The organism is Streptococcus oralis, assembly GCF_001983955.1.
Taxonomy (GTDB): Bacteria; Bacillota; Bacilli; order Lactobacillales; family Streptococcaceae; genus Streptococcus; species Streptococcus jiangnanensis.
In genome coordinates this window covers 1630311-1651508 of the sequence record NZ_CP019562.1, presented here as the reverse complement: position 1 = coordinate 1651508, position 21198 = coordinate 1630311, and the positions used below count along the sequence as shown (strand labels likewise).

16 protein-coding genes are annotated in these 21198 nt (G+C 43.5%); 14 read left to right on the top strand and 2 right to left on the bottom strand.

Annotated features, from left to right (window positions below; all coding sequences use genetic code 11):
* The first annotated feature begins 1 nt into the window (after window position 1).
* A complete protein-coding gene (gene mraY, locus BWR56_RS08100; protein WP_042750140.1) occupies window positions 2-982 on the top strand; it encodes a phospho-N-acetylmuramoyl-pentapeptide-transferase in 981 nt (326 codons plus the stop codon).
* A gap of 73 nt (window positions 983-1055) precedes the next feature.
* Here the strand turns inward: mraY and BWR56_RS08095 are convergent, their stop codons facing one another.
* Window positions 1056-6389: an SIALI-17 repeat-containing surface protein gene (locus BWR56_RS08095; RefSeq protein ID WP_076984791.1), complete on the bottom strand. Its 5334-nt coding sequence runs from the start codon at window positions 6387-6389 to the stop codon at window positions 1056-1058.
* 329 nt (window positions 6390-6718) lie between these two features.
* On the opposite strand from BWR56_RS08095, the gene BWR56_RS08090 reads away from it, so the two are divergent.
* The 12 genes from BWR56_RS08090 (at window position 6719) to BWR56_RS08035 (ending at window position 14373) form a co-directional block, all read left to right on the top strand.
* Window positions 6719-6967 (top strand): YneF family protein, encoded by a 249-nt coding sequence (locus tag BWR56_RS08090; RefSeq protein ID WP_076984790.1) that lies wholly within the window; start codon window positions 6719-6721, stop codon window positions 6965-6967.
* A gap of 199 nt (window positions 6968-7166) precedes the next feature.
* Window positions 7167-7961, top strand: coding sequence for a glutamate racemase (racE, locus tag BWR56_RS08085; protein WP_049493675.1), 795 nt, complete (start codon window positions 7167-7169; stop codon window positions 7959-7961).
* Entirely contained in the window at window positions 7919-8929 is a 1011-nt protein-coding gene (locus BWR56_RS08080; RefSeq protein ID WP_394355681.1) for a nucleoside-triphosphate diphosphatase, read from the top strand. The genes racE and BWR56_RS08080 overlap by 43 nt, the downstream gene beginning before the upstream one ends.
* Window positions 8905-9426 (top strand): metallophosphoesterase, encoded by a 522-nt coding sequence (locus BWR56_RS08075; RefSeq protein ID WP_020902175.1) that lies wholly within the window; start codon window positions 8905-8907, stop codon window positions 9424-9426. The genes BWR56_RS08080 and BWR56_RS08075 overlap by 25 nt, the downstream gene beginning before the upstream one ends.
* Window positions 9423-9884, top strand: a complete 462-nt coding sequence (gene cbpB / locus BWR56_RS08070) for a cyclic-di-AMP-binding protein CbpB (RefSeq protein WP_000560716.1) — start codon at window positions 9423-9425, stop codon at window positions 9882-9884. Before BWR56_RS08075 ends, cbpB begins: the two co-directional genes overlap by 4 nt.
* Window positions 9881-10615: a site-specific tyrosine recombinase XerD gene (gene xerD / locus BWR56_RS08065; RefSeq protein WP_335755396.1), complete on the top strand. Its 735-nt coding sequence runs from the start codon at window positions 9881-9883 to the stop codon at window positions 10613-10615. Before cbpB ends, xerD begins: the two co-directional genes overlap by 4 nt.
* Window positions 10615-11343, top strand: coding sequence for a segregation/condensation protein A (locus tag BWR56_RS08060; protein WP_076984787.1), 729 nt, complete (start codon window positions 10615-10617; stop codon window positions 11341-11343). Before xerD ends, BWR56_RS08060 begins: the two co-directional genes overlap by 1 nt.
* Window positions 11344-11361: 18 nt before the next feature.
* Window positions 11362-11931, top strand: coding sequence for an SMC-Scp complex subunit ScpB (gene scpB / locus BWR56_RS08055; RefSeq protein WP_076984786.1), 570 nt, complete (start codon window positions 11362-11364; stop codon window positions 11929-11931).
* On the top strand, window positions 11918-12640 hold the full coding sequence (locus BWR56_RS08050; protein ID WP_076984785.1) for a pseudouridine synthase: 723 nt from the start codon (window positions 11918-11920) through the stop codon (window positions 12638-12640). Before scpB ends, BWR56_RS08050 begins: the two co-directional genes overlap by 14 nt.
* A complete protein-coding gene (gene yidD, locus BWR56_RS08045; RefSeq protein ID WP_076984784.1) occupies window positions 12640-12876 on the top strand; it encodes a membrane protein insertion efficiency factor YidD in 237 nt (78 codons plus the stop codon). The genes BWR56_RS08050 and yidD overlap by 1 nt, the downstream gene beginning before the upstream one ends.
* 115 nt (window positions 12877-12991) lie before the next feature.
* Window positions 12992-14056 carry a glutamyl aminopeptidase gene (pepA, locus tag BWR56_RS08040; RefSeq protein WP_076984783.1) on the top strand — a complete coding sequence of 355 codons (1065 nt, stop codon included), beginning with the start codon at window positions 12992-12994 and terminating at the stop codon, window positions 14054-14056.
* Between the two features lie 20 nt (window positions 14057-14076).
* On the top strand, window positions 14077-14373 hold the full coding sequence (locus BWR56_RS08035) for a bacteriocin immunity family protein (RefSeq protein WP_071851846.1): 297 nt from the start codon (window positions 14077-14079) through the stop codon (window positions 14371-14373).
* A 94-nt stretch (window positions 14374-14467) separates the two neighbouring features.
* Here the strand turns inward: BWR56_RS08035 and BWR56_RS08030 are convergent, their stop codons facing one another.
* Complete coding sequence (locus BWR56_RS08030) at window positions 14468-16099, bottom strand: Na/Pi cotransporter family protein (protein WP_049505146.1); 1632 nt, start codon at window positions 16097-16099, stop codon at window positions 14468-14470.
* A 332-nt stretch (window positions 16100-16431) separates the two neighbouring features.
* Here BWR56_RS08030 and BWR56_RS08025 point away from each other — a divergent pair, with 332 nt between their 5' ends.
* A complete protein-coding gene (locus BWR56_RS08025) occupies window positions 16432-21156 on the top strand; it encodes an endo-beta-N-acetylglucosaminidase (RefSeq protein WP_076984782.1) in 4725 nt (1574 codons plus the stop codon).
* Window positions 21157-21198 lie beyond the last annotated feature (42 nt).

Genomic DNA, 21198 nt, shown 5'->3' with positions numbered 1-21198 from the left:
TATGTTTATTTCTATTAGTGCTGGAATTGTGACATTTTTACTAACTTTAGTAGGAATTCCGGCCTTTATCCAATTTTATAGAAAGGCGCAAATTACAGGCCAGCAGATGCATGAGGATGTTAAACAGCACCAGGCAAAAGCTGGGACTCCTACAATGGGGGGACTTGTTTTCCTCATTGCTGCAGTTGTGGTGAGTTTCCTCGTCGCTCTTTTTTCGAAACAATTGACCAATAATGTTGGTATGATTTTGTTTATTTTGGTCTTGTATGGCTTGGTTGGTTTTTTAGATGACTTTCTCAAGGTCTTCCGAAAGATCAATGAGGGGCTAAACCCCAAACAGAAATTGGCTCTTCAGCTGCTAGGTGGCGTCATTTTCTACCTTTTTTATGAGCGTGGGGGCGATATGCTCTCTGTCTTTGGCTACCAAGTGCATTTAGGGATTTTCTATATTATCTTCGCTCTTTTCTGGCTAGTTGGTTTTTCAAACGCAGTCAACTTGACAGATGGTATTGACGGTCTAGCTAGTATTTCCGTTGTGATTAGCTTGTCTGCCTATGGAGTTATTGCCTATGTGCAAGGTCAGATGGATATCCTTCTAGTGATTCTTGCCATGATTGGTGGTTTGCTTGGTTTCTTCGTCTTTAACCATAAGCCTGCTAAAGTCTTTATGGGGGATGTGGGAAGTTTGGCCCTAGGTGGAATGTTGGCAGCTATCTCTATGGCCCTCCACCAAGAATGGACTCTCTTGATTATCGGAATTGTTTATGTCTTTGAAACAACTTCGGTCATGATGCAAGTCAGTTATTTTAAACTGACAGGTGGTAAACGTATTTTCCGTATGACGCCTGTGCATCATCATTTTGAGCTTGGAGGATTGTCTGGTAAGGGAAGTCCTTGGAGCGAGTGGAAGGTCGACTTCTTCTTTTGGGGAGTGGGGCTATTAGCAAGTCTCTTTACACTAGCAATTTTATACCTACTGTAAAAAAATAATCTTTTATTGATAAAAGAAACCAGGATGAAGCTTATCTTCATCCTGGTTTTTGTGTGCTTAAAAGTTAGTTGGACTCATCCTTCTTGCTCTTAAGTAGAAAAGTTGCTGTTAGGACTAGACTCAATCCTGACAAGAATAGTAGTGGATTGGATGTTTCACCAGTAGCTGGAAGTTGTTCTTTAGGAGAAGCACTTGCAGATTGGACAAGGTCTGGACTAGATGAAACTTGCTCAGAGCTGTTGGCTAATGGTTTGATATCTGTTTCACTTGGTTTTTGATTTGCAGTAGTTGATGCTCCATTAGCTTGATAAACGACTGCATAGGTGCTGAAATGACTAGTCATAAATTCTGCCATTCCCTCGCGAATAGTAAAATCGAGTGCCTGTAACTCTTTTGATGGAGTTAGGTAGTAGACATTTTCGACAGCTGAGGAAATAGGCAAGCGGACCAAGACAGTTCCTTTTGGTTGTAAACTATGATCTGTTGAATTTTTAAGGTGAAGATCGTAAGCATCATAGGTCTTACCAAATAGTTCTTGAGCTAAAACGCGTCTGCTAGAAATGTGAGAAATTCCCTCTAAGTCAGTCGCTCCTCCAATAATTTCAACTTTAGTCTTTTCATCCTTTAAGACACGAAGTTTATATTCAGGAACAGAAACAGTAGGAGCTTGTTCTTGTCCCGCTGTCCCGACAGGTTGAGTGTACTCAGGGATAGAAACAGTAGGCGGTTGTTCTAGTCCTGCTGTGCCGATAGGTTGAGTGTACTCAGGAATATTTACTACAGGAGGTTGTTCCTGTCCAGCCGTTCCGATAGGTTTAGTGTATTCAGGGATAGAAACAGTAGGCGGTTGTTCCTGTCCAGCCGTTCCGATAGGTTTAGTGTATTCAGGGATAGAAACAGTAGGCGGTTGTTCCTGTCCAGCAGTTCCGATAGGCTCAGTGTACTCAGGAATAGAAACGGTAGGCGGTTGTTCCTGTCCAGCCGTTCCGATAGGTTGAGTGTATTCAGGGATAGAAACAGTAGGTGGCAGTTCTTGTCCTGCTGTGCCGATAGGCTCAGTGTACTCAGGAATAGAAACGGTAGGCGGTTGTTCCTGTCCAGCTGTACCGATAGGCTTAGTGTATTCAGGAATTTCTACAATAGGAGCAGGGTCATCTCCCTTGCTTGTAGTTGGCTGCTGATTCTCAACCTTCTTCTCATCCTTTTTGGTAAAGACAGCTATTACAGGACTGCTTGTTGTATTTCCCTGGATAGAATAAGCTTCTATCGCATTTCCAATTTTTCGATTGGTTTCGTCAGGGATAGGGATTTGTACCTGATTATCTTGGATTGATAAGACAGTCTGATCTCCAGTCGTAACTAGATGATTATCGTCTATCCTGCGTAAAACGAGTGGATCTTTGATGCCTGGGAAGGTCACAGCGATGGCTTCCCAATCTCCAGCTGGAAGAGTTAAAGAGATGTTTTTATCCCCTTCCTTAAGTGGTGCGATACTTGGACTATCCAAGCTTACAGCTGGAGCCTTAATCACATCAAATGAATCTAGAGAAATTTTCTTGCGACCTGCTGGTGAATTTGGATCAACTTTCAATGTCAAAATATGATTACCATCGGTCAGATTAGTAAATTCTCCAATTAAGGTTGCCTTTTCGGTAGCGCCAGCAGTGTAGAAGTCTAGACTTGGCATTTCTTTTCCATCCAGTGTCACGAGAGCTTTTCCGAGAGCGGATGTTTTAAGTCCGTAAATTCGAATACCTGTTCCAGTAAATGGAATGGTTGCCTGAGCTTCTGAAACAGTACTTGGGTCGGCGTTATTGATGTCCGCATATTTTTCTGTGCTCTTATATAATTCAGTATCGCTCCAATCTTTGAATTGAGATCCGTATTGAATGCGAGAGTCACGGTCATCCATTTTTTCAATAGTTGTTCCTTGTCCCGGTAAAACTTTAAAGTAGTCTAAGGAAATTTTGGAGCGCTCACTGCCACGGTGTTTATGCTCTTGTTTTACAGTGATAGTCATCACATGAGCACCATCTGACAATCCTGTGAAGCGACCGATAAGGCTACCTTTTTCAGTTGCACCTGCAGTATAGAAGTCCAGTTCACCGACTGATTTACCATCGATTTTGACTTCAGCGATTCCTAATTGAGATGATTTGAGACCATAGATTTCAATGCCAACACCATTGAAAGGAATGGTTGCTGTCGCATCTTTATCTGTATAGTTACCTAGTGAAAGGTCGGCAAACTTCTCTGTTCCTCCAAATAATTCTGAGTCTGCCCAGTTTCCAAATGCAGAACCGTATTGGATTCGGCTATCACGGTCATCCATCAATTGGTTATAGGTTTCGACATTGACCTTTTCGGATACCTGTGTAGAAACATTACCCAGCATAGCCTTAACAGTATAAGTGTAGACGAGTTGAGGGTCGAGTGAACGGTCGATAAAATGGGTTTGATTGGTCACAAATTCTCTGCTTGCAGAGGTTTGGCCAGATTCGTCTTTCACTTGTCTTTGGATAACATAGTGGGTAGCGCCTTCTACTTGGTTGAAGGTGAGTTCGGCAGTGACTCCATTTTGTCTAACTGCTGTCAGACTGGTTACACGACCAGGGAAATGTTCAAAGGTAATGACATCACCTTTTTGTGTTGCCAGTTGAATGCGGCCATCTTTCAGAACAGTTGCTTTGACAGATTTACCATTAACCTTAACCTGACTGGCTTCGATATTTGGATAATCTACAACTAGGTCTCCACCGACATTTGAAAGGAAGGACAAGCTTTGCAGGTTTTTATCTTTCCACTTCATGCTGACTTCAAAGTTACCGCGAGCAACCAGACCAGAAACCTGACCGTCTTTCCAAGCATCTGGAAGGGCTGGCAATGGTGCAATGTAGCCAGTGTGTGATTGAAGAAGCATTTCTGCAATTCCACTGGTTGCTCCAAAGTTTCCATCGATTTGGAAAGGTGCGTGCGTATCCCAAAGGTTTTCTAGGGTTGAATATTTGAGCTGTTCAGCAAGCAGGCGATGGGCACGGTTACCGTCTAAGAGACGAGCCCAGAGGTTGATTTTATTGGCCTTAGACCAACCAGTACCACCATCTCCACGGTGATTGAGGGTAGCACGCGCAGCTTCTAAGTATTCAGCCTGATCCTTGCTAAAGAGCGTACCTGGGAAGAGACCTACCAGATGGGAAACGTGGCGGTGGTTATTTTCAATGCCTTCATTAGTGAATTGTGGACTGTCTTCTTCGTACCATTCCTTGATACGTCCTTCTTTGTTAATGTGAAGTGGTTTTAGTTTGTCAAATTTAGCCTTGATCTCTGTGACTAAGTCTTGGTCGACTTTCAGATGGTTGGCAACTTCCATGTAGTCATGGAATAGCTGCCAGACTAGCGACTGGTCAAAGGTGTTTCCGATGGTGATGGTACCGTGTTCTGGTGAGTAGGATGGAGAAGACACCCAACGGTCACTGGCCTGGTCATAGTGCAAGAAGGAGTTCCAGAACTTAGCAGTTTCCTTGAGCATTGGATAGATCTTTTCTTTGAGATAAGTCTCATCCTTGGTGAATTTATAGTAGTCATAAACGTTCTGCATCATCCAAGCATTAGCTGCTGGCGACCAACCCCAATAGTAATTCCAACCCGGAGTAGTCCAGCCAAAAGGTGTTGCTTGAGTGTGGACCAGCCAACCATTTTCTTGTCCATCTTTGGATTCGATACCGGCGTATTCCTTAGCAGCGATACGGCCATAGTAACGCATATCGTCAATGTAATTGATCATTGGCTTGGCTGTTTCAGCTAGATTGCTCATGTAGGCTGGCCAATAGTTCATTTGCAAGTTGACATTGAGGTGGTAGTCAGCGTTCCAAGGTGGATTGTCTACGGCATTCCAGACTCCTTGTAGGTTGGCAGGAAGGGCATCTGTCCGATCACGAGATGAACTAATCAATAAATAACGTCCGTATTGGAAGAAGAGTTCTTCCAGTTTTTGCCCTTTGCTAGGGTTATAGGTCTGAAGGGCCTCTTTTGTCGTTTGAGCAGCATTGCTTCCACCTAGGTTTAGTTTGACGCGGTTAAAGAGGCTTTGATAGTCTTTGATATGGTTCTTTTTAAGTGTCTCGTAGTCTTTGCCCCTAGCTGCTTCTACAATGCCTTTAACTGTTTTTTCGAGGTCAATGTCTTTGCGATAGTTTGTTTTTGGATTCTGAGCAAAGTTAGTCTTGGCACTGAGTAAAAGCGTAGCGTAGCTAGCTCCTGTGATTGTTAAACTATCCTCATGGACAGTAACTTTTCCGTCCGTTTTAATTCCTAGATAGGATGCGAACTGGAGGCCATTATCTTTGACTGTACCTTTTAGTAGGATACCATTTGGGTCTGTCGTAACATGGCCACTCTTGTAGTTAGAATATTCCGCTGAGTAGTTTCCGTTAGCAAGTAAATCTTCTGTTAAGCTATTCCAAACTGTAAAATCAAGTTTTTTGTCCCCTTTTTGGGTCAAGTGGGTCACGGTGACATCATCAGGGTAACTTGAGAAGGTTTCTCTTTTAAAGGTCGTTCCATCTTGGGTGTAAGAAGTTGTAGTAGTGGCTTCTGTGATATCCAAACCACGGTGATAGTCTGTAACTGTATCCAGCCCCTTTTTCTGGTTATTGAAGACCATGAAGATATCACCAAAGGCTAGATAACGTCCATACTGGGCGTTGTTTGGTCCAACTAGATTTTGTTCAGCTAATCGTTTGGCTTTTTGGCGATCTCCGTCTTCAAGAGCCTTACGAATTTCTGCTAAAATTTTATACCGTTCCTGATAGTTTCCTCCGTTATAGTCGGTACTGTCGGGACGCGGACCACCTGACCAAAGAGTTTTTTCGTTGTATTGGATTCTCTCCTCGCCGATGAGACCAAAAACCTTAGCACCCATTTCACCATTCCCAACTGGGAGTGCTTGTTTTTCCCAGCCATCATAGGAAGGAGCTGTTGGTCGATCATAGTTTAGCTGATAGTTGCTTTGTTCTGTCACAGGTAGTTCTGGTTTTTCGGTTTCCTTATTTTCATTAGGTTTTACAATAGCCTCAGTACTGGCTTGATTAGTTGTAGCAGAAGTAACATCAGCATTAGCGGGTTTGCTTTCAGAAGAACTATTATTAGCTAGAACTGGTTTTTTATGATCAATTGGCACGTTTGACTGTGTATGCTCAGTTGATTCACTTGCTTTTGTTATAGTGTCTGTCTTAACTGTAGTTTTCTCTAATGCAGGCTCGTTTTGCTGTACTTCAATAGTATCAGCAGAGACGGTATGACTAGCTAGAAAAACCGCTCCAAGCAAAACAGAGGCTGTGCCGACTGTTAGCTTTCGAATACTGTAGCGACAGGATTTCTCCTTCCAAATTTTTTCCATAGAAACCTCCTTTATTAATTAAAAGCGCTTTCATTTTTAATGAGGCGAACTTTTGTTTCTATATTGTATTGTTAATCTAATTTTACCAGCTAATGAAGTGTTGTCAAGAGGATTAGAGAAGGATATATATTTGATATTGTTTTGTATTAAAAAAGTGGAGGAAACGAATGGTAAGAGAGTGTATTTTTTATATTCTTTCTAGTTTTGACTAGAAAGATAAGCCAACTTTAATTACAGCTTACTCATCTCTGAAAGCGTAAAACAAACTAGTCAGGGTGGCTAGTTTGTGGTATAATGAAAGAGACTCAAAAAGAAACAGGAGAAAAATGATGGATTTACTTTTAGCAATTGTATTGATTGTGCTAGCTTTTCTAGGAGGAGCTCTTGGGGGAATGTACTTGATTCGTAAGCAAATCGAAAAAGAATTCGCTGACAACCCACGTTTGAATGCTGAAGCAGTTCGTACTCTTTTGAGTGCAAATGGTCAAAAACCAAGCGAAGCTAAGGTACAACAAGTTTACCACCAAATCATCCGCCAACAAAAGGCAGCCCTTGCTAACAATAAAAAGAAAAAATAAATAAGGAAAAGTCTGGGATGAAAGTTCCAGACTTCTCACTATGTTGACTATGGTTTAGGGATGAGACTTTTTCCTTGCATTCTATTGATATTTGATTATGATTAAGAGAGATAGTTATTGATTAGGCTGTCATTCAGTTCATAAGGATCAATAATCATAATGAACTATCAATCAGAAAAAAGACTAGAAAGAAGACTGTATGGATAATCGACCAATTGGTTTTTTGGATTCGGGTGTCGGGGGCTTGACCGTTGTGCGCGAGCTCATGCGCCAGCTTCCCCATGAAGAAATCGTCTATATTGGAGATTCAGCACGGGCGCCTTACGGCCCCCGTCCTGCTGAGCAAATTCGTGAATACACTTGGCAGTTGGTCAACTTTCTCTTGACCAAGGATGTCAAGATGATTGTCATTGCATGTAACACTGCGACTGCAGTCGTCTGGGAAGAAATCAAGGCTCAACTAGACATTCCTGTTCTAGGTGTGATTTTGCCAGGAGCTTCGGCAGCCATCAAGTCCAGCCAAGGTGGGAAAATCGGAGTGATTGGAACGCCCATGACGGTCCAATCTGACATCTATCGTCAGAAAATCAACGATCTGGATCCGGATTTACAGGTGGAGAGTTTGGCCTGTCCCAAGTTTGCTCCCTTGGTGGAGTCTGGTGCTCTGTCAACCAGTGTCACCAAGAAAGTGGTCTATGAAACCCTGCGTCCCTTGGTTGGAAAGGTGGATAGCCTGATTTTGGGTTGCACCCATTATCCACTCCTTAGACCTATTATTCAAAATGTCATGGGACCCAAGGTTCAGCTCATCGATAGTGGAGCAGAGTGCGTACGGGATATCTCAGTCTTACTTAATTATTTTGAAATCAATCGTGGTCGTGATGCCGGACCACTCCATCACCGTTTTTACACAACAGCCAGCAGCCAAAGTTTTGCACAAATTGGTGAAGAATGGCTGGAAAAAGAGATTTATGTGGAGCATGTAGAATTATGACAAATAAAATTTATGAATATAAGGATGACCAGGACTGGTATGTCGGCTCATATAGTATTTTTGGTGGTGTCCGGACATTGACTGATGAAGACTTGGATTTTCCTCTATTTGAGTTTGCCCAAAGATTTCGAGATGAGGAACAAGGTTTTCCTATTTCTGTGATTGTTTTACGCTATGGTTCTCTCTACCGTTTATTGTCTTTTGTGGTAGATATCCTCAACCAAGAAATGGGACGAAATGTGGAAGTCATCCAACGTCAGGGAGCTTTGCTTTTGGTTGAAAATGGCCAACTCTTGTATGTGGAATTGCCCAAAGAAGGGGTCGATGTTCATGATTTCTTTGAAACAAATAAGGTCAGAGAAACCTTGTTGATTGCGACTCGTAACGAGGGCAAGACCAAAGAGTTCCGAGCTATCTTTGATAAGTTAGGCTACGATGTGGAAAATCTTAATGACTATCCTGACTTGCCTGAAGTAGCTGAAACAGGCATGACCTTTGAAGAAAATGCCCGTCTCAAGGCAGAAACTATTTCTCAATTAACAGGCAAGATGGTTTTGGCAGATGACTCTGGTCTCAAAGTCGATGTCCTTGGTGGCTTGCCAGGTGTCTGGTCAGCTCGTTTTGCAGGAGTGGGAGCTACTGACCGTGAAAACAATGCCAAACTCTTGCACGAATTGGCCATGGTCTTTGAACTCAAGGACCGCTCGGCTCAATTCCATACAACCCTGGTCGTAGCCAGCCCAAACAAGGAAAGTTTGGTTGTTGAAGCAGACTGGCCAGGCTACATTAACTTTGAACCTAAGGGTGAAAATGGCTTCGGCTATGATCCTCTCTTCCTTGTAGGAGAGACAGGCAAGTCCTCAGCTGAATTAACCCTTGAAGAAAAAAATAGTCAATCTCACCGTGCCTTAGCCGTTAAGAAACTTTTGGAGGTATTTCCATCATGGCAAAGCAAACCATCATTGTAATGAGCGATTCTCATGGCGATAGCTTGATTGTGGAAGAAATCCGTGATCGCTATGTAGGCAAAGTTGATGCCGTTTTTCATAACGGCGATTCTGAACTGCGTCCTGATTCTCCCCTTTGGGAAGGCATACGTGTTGTTAAAGGGAACATGGACTTCTACGCCGGCTACCCAGAACGTTTGGTGACCGAGCTTGGTTCGACCAAGATTATCCAAACTCATGGTCACTTGTTTGACATCAATTTCAACTTTCAAAAGTTGGACTACTGGGCTCAGGAGGAAGAGGCCGATATCTGTCTCTATGGTCACTTGCATGTGCCAAATGCTTGGATGGAAGGAAAGACTCTTTTTCTAAATCCAGGTTCTATCAGTCAACCACGTGGGACTATCAGAGAATGTCTCTATGCTCGTGTGGAGATTGATGACAGTTATTTTAAAGTGGACTTTTTGACACGAGACCACGAGGTGTATCCGGGCTTGTCCAAGGAGTTTAGCCGATGATTGCCAAGGAGTTTGAGACTTTCTTGTTGGGGCAAGAAGAAACTTTTTTGACCCCTGCTGAAAATCTAGCTGTGTTAATTGATACCCACAATGCGGATCATGCAACCCTCTTGCTTAGTCAGATGACCTACACCCGTGTTCCTGTTGTGACAGATGAAAAACAGTTTGTTGGGACGATTGGGCTCAGAGATATTATGGCTTATCAGATGGAGCATGACTTGAGCCAAGAAATCATGGCGGATACGGATATTGTTCATATGACCAAAACGGATGTAGCGGTTGTTTCGCCTGATTTTACCATTACGGAGGTCTTGCACAAGCTGGTAGATGAGTCCTTCTTGCCTGTTGTGGATGCGTCAGGGATTTTCCAAGGGATTATCACGCGCAAGTCTATCCTCAAGGCAGTGAATGCCCTCTTGCATGACTTTAGTAAGGAATATGAGATTCGATGCAAATGAGAGACAGAATTTCAGATTTTTTAGAGGAAAAGCAGGGCTTGTCTGCCAATTCCAAGCAGTCCTATAAGTATGATCTGGAGCAATTTTTAGACATTGTAGGCGAGCGGATTTCTGATACCAGTCTCAAGATTTACCAAGCCCAACTAGCCAATCTAAAAATCAGCGCCCAGAAGCGAAAGATTTCGGCCTGTAACCAATTTCTCTACTTTCTCTATCAAAAAGGAGAAGTGGATAGTTTTTACCGCTTGGAATTAGCTAAACAAGCTGAAAAGAAAGCTGAAAAACCAGAAATTCTAGACCTAGACTCTTTTTGGCAGGGGAGCGACTTTCCAGAGGGCCGCTTGCTAGCGCTCTTAATCCTAGAAATGGGACTCTTGCCAAGTGAGATATTAGCTCTCAAGGTTGCGGATATCAATCTGGATTTTCAGGTGTTGAGAATCCAGAAGGCTTCTCAACAGAGGATTGTCACCATTCCCACGAGCTTGCTTTCAGAGCTAGAACCCTTGATGGGCCAGACCTATCTTTTTGAAAGGACAGGGAAAGCCTATTCTCGTCAGTGGGCCTTCCGTCAGCTAGAAGCTTTTGTCAAGGAGAAAGGTTTTCCAGCACTATCAGCCCAAGCCTTGCGGGAACAGTTCATTCTACGACAAATTGAAAACAAGGTCGATTTGTACGAAATTGCAAAAAAATTAGGATTAAAAACAGTCCTGACCTTAGAAAAATATAGATAATGGATATTAAATTAAAAGATTTTGAAGGGCCCCTGGACTTGCTCTTGCACCTGGTTTCTAAGTATCAGATGGATATCTACGATGTGCCCATTACGGAAGTCATCGAACAGTATCTAGCTTATGTTTCAACCCTGCAGGCCATGCGTCTGGAAGTGACGGGCGAGTACATGGTTATGGCCAGTCAGCTCATGCTGATCAAGAGTCGCAAGCTTCTTCCAAAGGTAGCGGAAGTGACCGATTTGGAGGATGACCTGGAACAGGATCTCCTCTCTCAAATCGAAGAATACCGCAAGTTCAAGCTCTTGGGGGAGCACTTGGAAGCCAAGCACCAGGAACGGGCCCAGTATTATTCCAAAGCGCCGACAGAGTTGATTTACGAAGATGCGGAGCTTGTGCATGACAAGACGACCATTGACCTCTTTTTAGCTTTTTCAAATATCCTAGCCAAGAAAAAAGAGGAGTTCGCACAGAATCACACGACTATCTTGCGAGATGAGTATAAGATTGAGGACATGATGATTATCGTGAAAGAGTCCTTAGCTGGACGAGATCAATTGCGCTTGCAGGATTTGTTTAAGGAAGCCCAGAATGTCCAAGAGGTCATTACCCTCTTTTTAGCAACCCTAGAGTTAATCAAAACACAGGAGCTGATCCTCGTGCAAGAGGAAAGTTTCGGAGATATTTATCTCATGGAAAAGAAGGAAGAAAGTCAAGTGGCCCAAAGCTAGACTTGATAGAGAGGAAAGATGAGTACTTTAGCAAAAATAGAAGCGCTCTTGTTTGTAGCGGGTGAAGATGGGATTAGAGTCCGCCAGTTAGCTGAACTCCTCTCTCTGCCACCGACAGGCATCCAACAGAGTTTAGAAAAATTATCTCAGAAGTATGAAAAGGACCTAGATTCCAGTTTGGATCTGATTGAGACTGGTGGTGCTTATAGATTGGTGACCAAGCCTCAGTTTTCAGAGATTTTGAAGGAATACTCTAAGGCACCTATCAACCAGAGTTTATCTCGGGCTGCCCTTGAGACCTTGTCCATCATTGCCTATAAGCAGCCGATTACACGGATAGAAATTGATGCCATCCGTGGGGTCAACTCGAGTGGGGCTTTGGCGAAGTTGCAGGCCTTTGACTTGATACGAGAAGACGGGAAAAAAGAAGTGTTGGGACGCCCCAACCTCTATGTGACAACAGATTATTTCCTAGATTACATGGGAATTAACCATTTGGAAGAATTACCAGTGATTGATGAGCTTGAGATTCAAGCCCAAGAAAGCCAATTATTTGGTGAAAGGATAGAAGAAGATGAGAATCAATAAGTATATTGCCCACGCAGGTGTGGCCAGTAGGAGAAAAGCAGAAGAGTTGATCAAGCAAGGCTTGGTGACGGTTAATGGCCAAGTGGTGCGTGAACTCGCAACGACCATCAAGTCAGGCGACACGGTTGAAGTTGAAGGCCAACCTATCTACAACGAAGAAAAGGTATATTATCTGCTTAACAAACCACGCGGTGTCATTTCCAGTGTGACAGATGACAAGGGGCGTAAGACGGTTGTCGACCTCTTGCCCAACGTGAAGGAGCGCATCTACCCTGTAGGTCGTTTGGACTGGGATACATCAGGAGTCTTGATTTTGACCAATGATGGGGATTTTACGGATGAGATGATTCACCCTCGTAATGAGATTGACAAGGTTTATGTCGCGCGTGTCAAAGGTGTTGCCAATAAGGAAAATCTTCGTCCCTTGACTCGTGGAGTGGAGATTGAGGGTAAGAAAACTAAGCCGGCTGTCTATGAGATTCTCAAAGTGGATCCAGTAAAAAACCGCTCTGTGGTGCAGTTGACTATCCATGAAGGGCGTAACCACCAGGTTAAAAAGATGTTTGAAGCTGTCGGTCTCCAAGTGGACAAGTTGTCACGGACTCGTTTCGGACATCTAGACTTGACAGGACTCCGTCCAGGAGAATCCCGTCGTCTTAATAAAAAAGAAATCAGTCAACTACACACCATGGCTGTAACCAAGAAATAATGAAACGAATTTTAATAGCGCCTGTGCGCTTTTACCAACGTTTTATCTCACCAGCCTTTCCACCCTCTTGTCGCTTTGAGCCGACCTGTTCAAACTACATGATTCAGGCTATTGAAAAATATGGCTTCAAGGGTGTTTTGATGGGCTTGGCTCGGATTTTACGTTGCCATCCCTGGTCGAAAACAGGTAAGGACCCCGTCCCAGACCATTTTTCACTCAAACGGAATCATAAATAAAACGAATTACAATGGTGATTCGTTTTTTCACAAGTAGTTTTATCTGGAATGATGATTCCCGCTATCCTTCTCCTATAAAAAGTGGTAAAATGGATGAAAGAAAGAAGGAATTGAAATGACAACATTATTTTCAAAAATCAAAGAAGTAACAGAACTTGCTGCGATCTCAGGTCATGAAGCACCTGTCCGTGCTTATCTTCGTGAAAAGTTGACACCGCACGTGGATGAAGTGGTGACAGATGGCTTGGGTGGTATTTTTGGTATCAAGCATTCAGAAGCTGCGGATGCACCGCGCGTCTTGGTCGCTTCTCATATGGATGAAGTTGGTTTTATGGTCAGCGAAATTAAGCCAGACGGTACCTTTCGTGTTGTAGAAATCGGTGGTTGGAATCCTATGGTGGTCAGCAGTCAACGCTTTAAACTCTTTACTCGTGACGGTCGTGAAATTCCTGTGATCTCAGGTTCTGTCCCTCCACATTTGACACGTGGAACAGGTGGCCCAACTATGCCAGCAATTTCAGATATCATTTTTGATGGTGGGTTTGCAGACAAGGCTGAGGCAGAAAGCTTTGGCATCCGTCCTGGCGACACCATCGTACCAGATAGTTCTGCAATCTTGACGGCCAATGAGAAAAATATCATCTCAAAAGCTTGGGACAACCGCTACGGTGTTCTTATGGTGAGCGAGTTGGCGGAAGCTCTGTCAGGTCAAAAATTCGGAAATGAACTCTATCTTGGCTCTAACGTCCAAGAAGAGGTTGGTCTTCGTGGTGCTCATACTTCCACAACTAAGTTTGATCCAGAAGTTTTCCTAGCTGTTGACTGTTCACCTGCTGGTGATGTTTATGGTGGCCAAGGCAAGATTGGGGATGGAACCTTGATTCGTTTCTACGACCCAGGTCACTTGCTCCTCCCAGGCATGAAAGATTTCCTTTTGACAACGGCTGAAGAAGCTGGCATCAAATACCAATACTATTGTGGAAAAGGTGGAACAGACGCTGGAGCAGCTCATCTGAAAAATGGTGGTGTCCCATCTACAACTATCGGTGTCTGCGCTCGTTATATCCACTCTCACCAAACACTCTACGCTATGGATGACTTCCTAGAAGCCCAAGCTTTCTTGCAAGCCTTGGTGAAAAAATTGGATCGTTCAACGGTTGATTTGATTAAACATTATTAAACATAAGGGAGGTGGTCGGGATGGCAGAAGCAAATCTAGAAAGCCTTATAAAAGACCTCTACAACCATGCCCGTCAGGGCTTGAGTGAAGATTTAGTTGCTGCTCTCCTAGAGACTGCTAAAAAACTACCCACTACAAATGAGCAATTACTAGCAGTGCGACTCTCAGGACTCGTCAATCGTGAATTGCTCATCAATCCCAAACACCCAGCACCTGAATTGATCAATTTGGCGCGCTTTATCAAAAGAGAAGAAGCCAAGTATAGGGGCACTGCAGTTTCTGCTGTCATGTTTGGAGAACTCTTTAAAATGCTTTGATTCCATTGTGAATCAAAGCATTTTTTACGTTAGAAAAAATATTCTTGATTAAGAGACGAAAAAAACCACCTAAATTAAGGTGGCTTCTTACCAATTAAATTTGTTCAGCGATGACCTTTTCAGCTAGGTTCATAGCATGGTCAGACACACGAGTGTAGTGGGAAATGATGTCGATGAAATTGACTCCAGCTTGTGTAGAACACTCACCCTTGTTAAGGCGTTTGATGTGGGTCTTTCTGAGAACGCGTTCCATATTGTTGATTTCTTTATGGCGTCCAATCAGACTCTGAGCTTTTTCAATATCATTGTTTTCCACACTATCAAGGGCATCTTTGATAAATGCAGTTGTTGCTTGATAAATCTCAGCTAATTCCTCCAAAGCAGCTTCAGAGAACTGAACATTCTTACGTTGGAGGTAGTCTGTTAGGTTGAGCAAGCCTTCTGCGTGGTCCCCAATCCGTTCCAAATCACGAGATGAATCCAGGATGTTAGTCAAGACTTCACTTTCCTTTTGACTCAAGGATTCGCTTGAGAGTCTGATGAGGTAACGAGTGAGTTTTTCATCGATGGTGTTGATGGCTTCCTCTGTCTTGTGCCCTTTTTCAGCTACCTTTTCATCCAAACCGATGATATAGGTATAAGAAAGGTCAAAAGCTTTGGCTGCATAGTTTCCTAAGTGCAAAAGTTCTTTTTTGGCATTTCCTAGAGCGATAGAAGGAGATTGCTGGATAAGTTGCTCGTCGAGATAGAGGGGCTCGTACTTGACAACCTCGTCTTCACCAGGGATGAGCTTGGTTACAAAGTAGGCCAAGGCTCCGATGAATGGAAATTGTACAATGGTGTTACTTACGTTAAAGGCACCGTGAGAGAAGGCGATTGTCATCTCAGGTGAGAGGTGAAGGAGTGCCTGGAAGTACTCGATCATAGCAGTAAAGGGGCCTAATAGGATTAAGCAAAGAATAGTTCCTAAAACGTTAAAGGTAACGTGGGTTGCCGCAACGCGCTTTGCAGAGACATTGGCTCCAGCTGCCGCAATGATAACTGTTAGGGTTGTCCCGATATTATCTCCGAAAAGAACTGGTAGTGAACCTTTAAGATCAAGGAACCCACCTGCATAGAGACCTTGCAAAATCCCGATTGTAGCCGAGGAAGCCTGGATGAGGACGGTAATCACTGCACCGGCTACTACTCCTAAAATAGGATTTTGTCCCAAGGTTACCATATATTCCTTGAATTGTGGTAAATCTTTAAGTGGGCTCATACCGGCACTGATGAGGTTGAGAGCGTAGAAGATTCCCCCTACACCAAACAGGATGCGCCCGATATTGTTTGCTGTTCTGTTTTTTGTGAAGAAGAGGAACATGGTTCCAAGGAAAATCAAGGGTAAAGCATACTCGCCTAGTTTGAAACCGATGATAAAGGAAGTAACGGTGGTTCCAATATTGGCTCCCATGATAATTCCGATAGCCTGTCTAAGAGTGAGAAGACTAGCGCTGACCAGTCCGACCGTGATAACTGTAACCCCCGTACTTGACTGAATGAGGGCAGTCACGACGATTCCGACTAGAACGCCTAAAAAAGGATTGCTAGTGTACTTGTCAATGTAAAAACGAAGGCGATCTCCAGCAGCTTGTTGCAAACCGTCTCCCATGGTCTTGATACTGTATAAAAACAGTCCTAGACCTCCTAAAAAGTGAAATAAAATTTCCTGCCAATTAATGGACATTTCTTTTTCCTCCGGAAAATAATAACGGAATTTCTCCTATTCTATTTTAAAGGATAAAAGTAAATCTCACAAGTGTTTAGCTGAAATTTTCATAAGAAACAAGAACTTTCTTTTAAAATGAGAGATAGATTCCCTTTAAGATAGATGATTTATAGGATTGTGTCCAAATTTTACTGATTATTATCCTAGTTATAGTTTTTATGTTAAATAGATTGACATCGCTTTCATATAGGATAAAATGAAGATGATCCTGTTCTGGTGGTGTGCACTGAGAACAGTTACTTTTTATCAAAAAGTAAAGCGCTTACTTTATATTTTATTAGGAGGATAAGATGAAAAATCTATTTTTTGAAAAACGTTGCCGTTACAGTATTCGTAAGCTGTCAATCGGGGCTTGTTCCTTGATGATTGGTTCAGCTCTATTCGCGAGCCCAGCTCTTGCTGAACAAGTCGAAGTCCCTGAAACAGCTGCAAATGCGAGCGCCCAAGCTACAAGCGCTAGTGAAACAGCTAATCCAGATACTGCAGCCCTTGAAAAACAATTAGAGGAAACAGAGAACAAAGTAGCTGAGCAACCAATTTCAGAAAACACTCCAGCAATAACGGATCTGGTTAATGAAAAAGAAGAAGCGAAGCCAGCTCTGACAGATAAAACTGAAAAACCTGCTCAACCAACTGAAAAAGAAGAAGTCAAACCAGAGGAAGCTCCTCAAGTAGCTGAGAAGAAAGCCGACAAACCGACTCTAGCAGACGTTCCTAAAAATGAAGAAAAGAGTCTCCGACCAAAAGAAATCAAATTTGATACATGGGAGGATTTGTTGAAATGGGAACCGGGTGCGCGTGAGGATGATCCTATTAACCGTTCCTCAGTTGAACTCGCCAAGCGCCACAGAGGGCAGTTGGTCAATGAAAAAGCAAGCAGAAGAGCCAAGGTTCAGGCGCTAGCAAATACCAACTCAAAGGCCAAAGACCACGCTTCTGTAGGTGGAGAAGAATTCAAGGCCTACGCTTTTGATTACTGGCAATACTTGGATTCAATGGTCTTCTGGGAAGGTCTAGTTCCAACTCCAGATGTCATTGATGCAGGCCACCGCAACGGAGTTCCCGTTTATGGAACCCTCTTTTTCAACTGGTCAAATAGCATTGCCGACCAAGAGAAATTTGCAGCTGCCTTGAAACAAGACGCAGATGGCACCTTCCCTATCGCACGCAAACTTGTCGATCTTGCTAAGTACTATGGATTTGATGGTTACTTCATTAACCAAGAAACAACGGGGGAATTGGTAGCACCTCTTGGTGAAAAAATGCGCCAATTCATGCTCTATACAAAAGAATACGCAGCCAAAGTCAACCATCCAATCAAGTATGCTTGGTACGATGCCATGACCTACAAATACGGTCGTTACCACGAAGATGGTCTAGGTGATTACAACTACCAGTTCATGCAAAAAGAAGGTGACAAAGTCCCTGCAGATCAATTCTTTGCCAATTTCAACTGGAACAAGGAAAAGAATGACCACTCCGTAGAGATGGCAAAATGGCTAGAACGTAGCCAGTATGATGTCTTTGCAGGCTTGGAATTGCAACAAGGTGGCTCTTATAAGACTAAAGTCAAATGGGATGCCCTCTTAGATGAAAAAGGCAAGTTGCGTTTGTCGTTAGGACTTTTTGCACCAGATACGATTACCAGTCTAGGAAAAACAGGCGATGACTACCACAAGAACGAAGACATCTTCTTTACAGGTTACCAAGGAGATCCAACGGCTCAAAAACCAGCAGATAAAGAGTGGTATGGAATTGCCAATTTAGTTGCTGACCGTACACCAGCAGTAGGTCGAACCTTCACGACCTCCTTTAATACAGGTCATGGTAGAAAATGGTTTGTAGACGGTAAAGTTTCTAAGGATTCTGAGTGGAACTACCGTTCTGTTTCAGGTGTCTTGCCAACATGGCGCTGGTGGCAGACTTCAACGGGGGAAAAACTTCGTGCAGAATATGACTTTACAGATGCCTATAATGGAGGTAACTCCCTTAAATTCTCAGGTGATGTAGCTGGTAAGACGGACCAAGATGTGAATTTGTATTCTACTAAACTAGAAGTAACGGAGAAAACTAAACTTCGGGTTGCCCACAAGGGAGGGAAAGGCTCGAAAGTTTATATGGCCTTCTCTACGACTCCAGACTACAAATTTGAGGATGCAGCTGCATGGAAAGAACTGACTCTCTCTGATGACTGGAAGAATGAAGAATTTGACCTTAGCTCACTAGCTGGAAAAACCATCTATGCAGTCAAACTCTTCTTCGAGCATGAAGGAGCTGTAAAAGATTATCAGTTTAACCTAGGTCAATTAACAATTTCAGATAATCACCAAGCACCACAAGCGCCTACAGGCCTTTCTGTGGTGAAACAATCTCTTAAAAATGCCCAAGAAGCTGAAGCAGTGGTCCAATTTGCTGGTAACCAAGATGCGGATTTCTATGAAGTCTACGAAAAAGACGGTGATAACTGGCGTTTGTTGACAGGTTCATCTGCTTCAACCATCTACTTGCCAAAAATTAGCCGTTCTGCTAATGCGACTGGTAGGACTCAGGAACTGAAAGTCGTTGCAGTTGGTAAAAATGGGCTCCGTTCTGAGGCTGCAACTGCGTCATTCAACTGGGGGATGACTGTTCAGGATACAACTCTCCCAAGACCTTTGGCTGAAAATATTGTTCCAGGGGCAACGGTTATTGGTAGCACTTTCCCTAATACTGAAGGCGGGGAAGGCGTCGAAGGCATGTTGAACGGTACGATTACAAGTCTGTCAGACAAGTGGTCTTCAGGACAATTGAGCGGTAGTGTCGATATTCGTTTGACCCAACCACGTCGTGTTGTCAGATGGGTAATGGATCATGCGGGAGCTGGTGGTGAGTCTGTTAACGATGGTCTGATGAACACCAAGGACTTTGATCTTTATTACAAGGATACAGATGGCGAGTGGAAACTAGCTAAGGAAGTCCGTGGCAATAAAGCGCACGTTACAGATATCACTCTTGACAAACCAATCACCGCGCAAGACTGGCGTTTGCATGTCATTACATCTGATAACGGAACACCTTGGAAAGCCATTCGTATCTACAACTGGAAGATGTACGAAACATTGGACACAGAAAGTCAAAATATTCCAATGGCTAAGGTAGCTACCCGTTCACTTGGAAACCACCAAGTTCAACTAGGCTTCTCTGATGTTCCAGCGGGTGCAACTATCACCGTTTACGACAAGGCAGATTCACAAACACCGATTGCAACTTTGAAGTCTGAAACTGGAGGCGACTTGGCAACAGCACCATTGGGCTTTGACAAGCAACCAACTCTCCTCTACTATCGTACCCAACTACCTGGCAAAGAAATCAGTAACACCTTGGCAGTAGCGATTCCGCAGGATGAGAGAAAAATTGTTGCAGTTAGCCTTGAAAAAGGACCTAAGAAGACAGTTTATAAAGAGGGTGAAAAACTTGACCTCAGAGGCGGAACACTCCGTGTTCAATACGAAGGGGGGCAAGCCGATGAGCTGATCAACCTTACTCACTCAGGTGTGACAGTATCTGGCTACGACGCTCATCAAAAAGGGGAACAAAAGCTCACAGTCAGCTACCTTGGACTTCCAGTTACTGGTGACTTGAAGGTACAAGTGATAGGACAAGACCAAGGAAAACCAAAGGAAGTAGCAGGTCTGTACATTACTCAGAAACCGAAAACAGACTATCTAGTAGGAGAGCAACTGGATCTTGCAGAAGGTCGCTTCGGCGTTCTCTATGATGATGAGACAGAAGAAAGTCATGCCTTCACAGATCAAGGTGTTGAAATCACGGGCTATGATGCTCAGAAGACTGGACGACAAACCTTGACCCTTCATTACAAGGGGCACACCGCTGAGTTTGATGTCTTGGTTTCTCCAAAAGCAGCTGTCAACGATGAGTACCTAAAACAAGAAATCACTGCTGTCCAAGGCCGTCAGTCAACCCTTGCCTACACCTTCTCAAGCGAGGACAAACAAGCAGCACTAGTAGAGAAGCTCAATGCAGCGAAAGCTGTAGCAGAAAACCATAATGCTAGCCAAGAAGAAGTCAATCGGGCTTTGAATGAGTTGAAACAAGCAGGGACAGCCTTGGATGGAAATCAACGTTATCAGACAGCTAGAGAAGAATTGGAAGGTTTGCTCGAATCTGTCCGTGAAAAAGATCCTAAAGCTGAGTTGATTGCCCAAGCAGAAACTTTGTTGGCTTCAGAGATGCCAACTCCACAAGCTTTTGCGGAAATGAAAGAGAAGCTAAATAAGAAACTAGCTCCTGCAGAAGAAAGTCACCATGTTGGAAGCGTGGATCCAAATGAAGTGGCTCCAACGGTTGAGGCACTCCCTGAACTAGTTATTGAAACTGAAACAACAGCCTATGAACGTCAGGAGCGACCAAACGCCGAACTTCTCAAAGGACAACGCCGTATTGTGCAAGCTGGAGTTGAAGGTCAAATTCGTCGTTTTGTAGAAGTAGATAGCCAAGGCAAACGTACCCTTCGTTCGACTGAGGTTCTCAAGGAAGAAATTCCAGAAATCACCGAAGTTGGTACAAAAGTTCTATCAAGCAACCAACCAGCTGAAGGTGTGAAAGATTTAGTTCTAGCAACTCCGAAACTGGAAGTTGAAGAGGGAACAGTTTCCTTCGAACATCAGGAACGACCAAATGCAGCCCTTCTCAAAGGACAAGGCCAGCTAATTCAAGCAGGTGTGGAAGGTCAAGTTCGTCGCTTTGTAGAAGTTGATGGTCAGGGCAAACGCACTCTTCATTCTATTGAGGTTCTCAAGGAAGCCCTTCCAGAAATTGTTGAAGTAGGAACGAAAGAGGAGCAAGTCTCACAAACAAGGGATCAAGCTCTTTCAGCAGCACCAGCAAAAGTTGAAGAAATAAGTAAAGGGCTTCCAAATACGGGAGCGACAAGAGATGCTAGTCTAGTAGCGCTGGGACTCCTCGGAGTAATGAGTGGCTACGGCTTGCTCTCTAAAAAGAGGAGAGAAGACTAATCAGATTTACGAATCTTGGATTTTCTCATAAAAATTAAAAAA

Bases quoted from the DNA above. Each gene is read 5' to 3' on its own strand.
- mraY (WP_042750140.1), top strand. From the start codon at position 2: ATGTTTATTTCTATTAGTGCTGGAATTGTGACATTTTTACTAACTTTA.
- BWR56_RS08095 (WP_076984791.1), bottom strand. From the start codon at position 6,389: ATGGAAAAAATTTGGAAGGAGAAATCCTGTCGCTACAGTATTCGAAAG.
- BWR56_RS08090 (WP_076984790.1), top strand. From the start codon at position 6,719: ATGGATTTACTTTTAGCAATTGTATTGATTGTGCTAGCTTTTCTAGGA.
- racE (WP_049493675.1), top strand. From the start codon at position 7,167: ATGGATAATCGACCAATTGGTTTTTTGGATTCGGGTGTCGGGGGCTTG.
- BWR56_RS08080 (WP_394355681.1), top strand. From the start codon at position 7,919: ATGGCTGGAAAAAGAGATTTATGTGGAGCATGTAGAATTATGACAAAT.
- BWR56_RS08075 (WP_020902175.1), top strand. From the start codon at position 8,905: ATGGCAAAGCAAACCATCATTGTAATGAGCGATTCTCATGGCGATAGC.
- cbpB (WP_000560716.1), top strand. From the start codon at position 9,423: ATGATTGCCAAGGAGTTTGAGACTTTCTTGTTGGGGCAAGAAGAAACT.
- xerD (WP_335755396.1), top strand. From the start codon at position 9,881: ATGAGAGACAGAATTTCAGATTTTTTAGAGGAAAAGCAGGGCTTGTCT.
- BWR56_RS08060 (WP_076984787.1), top strand. From the start codon at position 10,615: ATGGATATTAAATTAAAAGATTTTGAAGGGCCCCTGGACTTGCTCTTG.
- scpB (WP_076984786.1), top strand. From the start codon at position 11,362: ATGAGTACTTTAGCAAAAATAGAAGCGCTCTTGTTTGTAGCGGGTGAA.
- BWR56_RS08050 (WP_076984785.1), top strand. From the start codon at position 11,918: ATGAGAATCAATAAGTATATTGCCCACGCAGGTGTGGCCAGTAGGAGA.
- yidD (WP_076984784.1), top strand. From the start codon at position 12,640: ATGAAACGAATTTTAATAGCGCCTGTGCGCTTTTACCAACGTTTTATC.
- pepA (WP_076984783.1), top strand. From the start codon at position 12,992: ATGACAACATTATTTTCAAAAATCAAAGAAGTAACAGAACTTGCTGCG.
- BWR56_RS08035 (WP_071851846.1), top strand. From the start codon at position 14,077: ATGGCAGAAGCAAATCTAGAAAGCCTTATAAAAGACCTCTACAACCAT.
- BWR56_RS08030 (WP_049505146.1), bottom strand. From the start codon at position 16,099: ATGTCCATTAATTGGCAGGAAATTTTATTTCACTTTTTAGGAGGTCTA.
- BWR56_RS08025 (WP_076984782.1), top strand. From the start codon at position 16,432: ATGAAAAATCTATTTTTTGAAAAACGTTGCCGTTACAGTATTCGTAAG.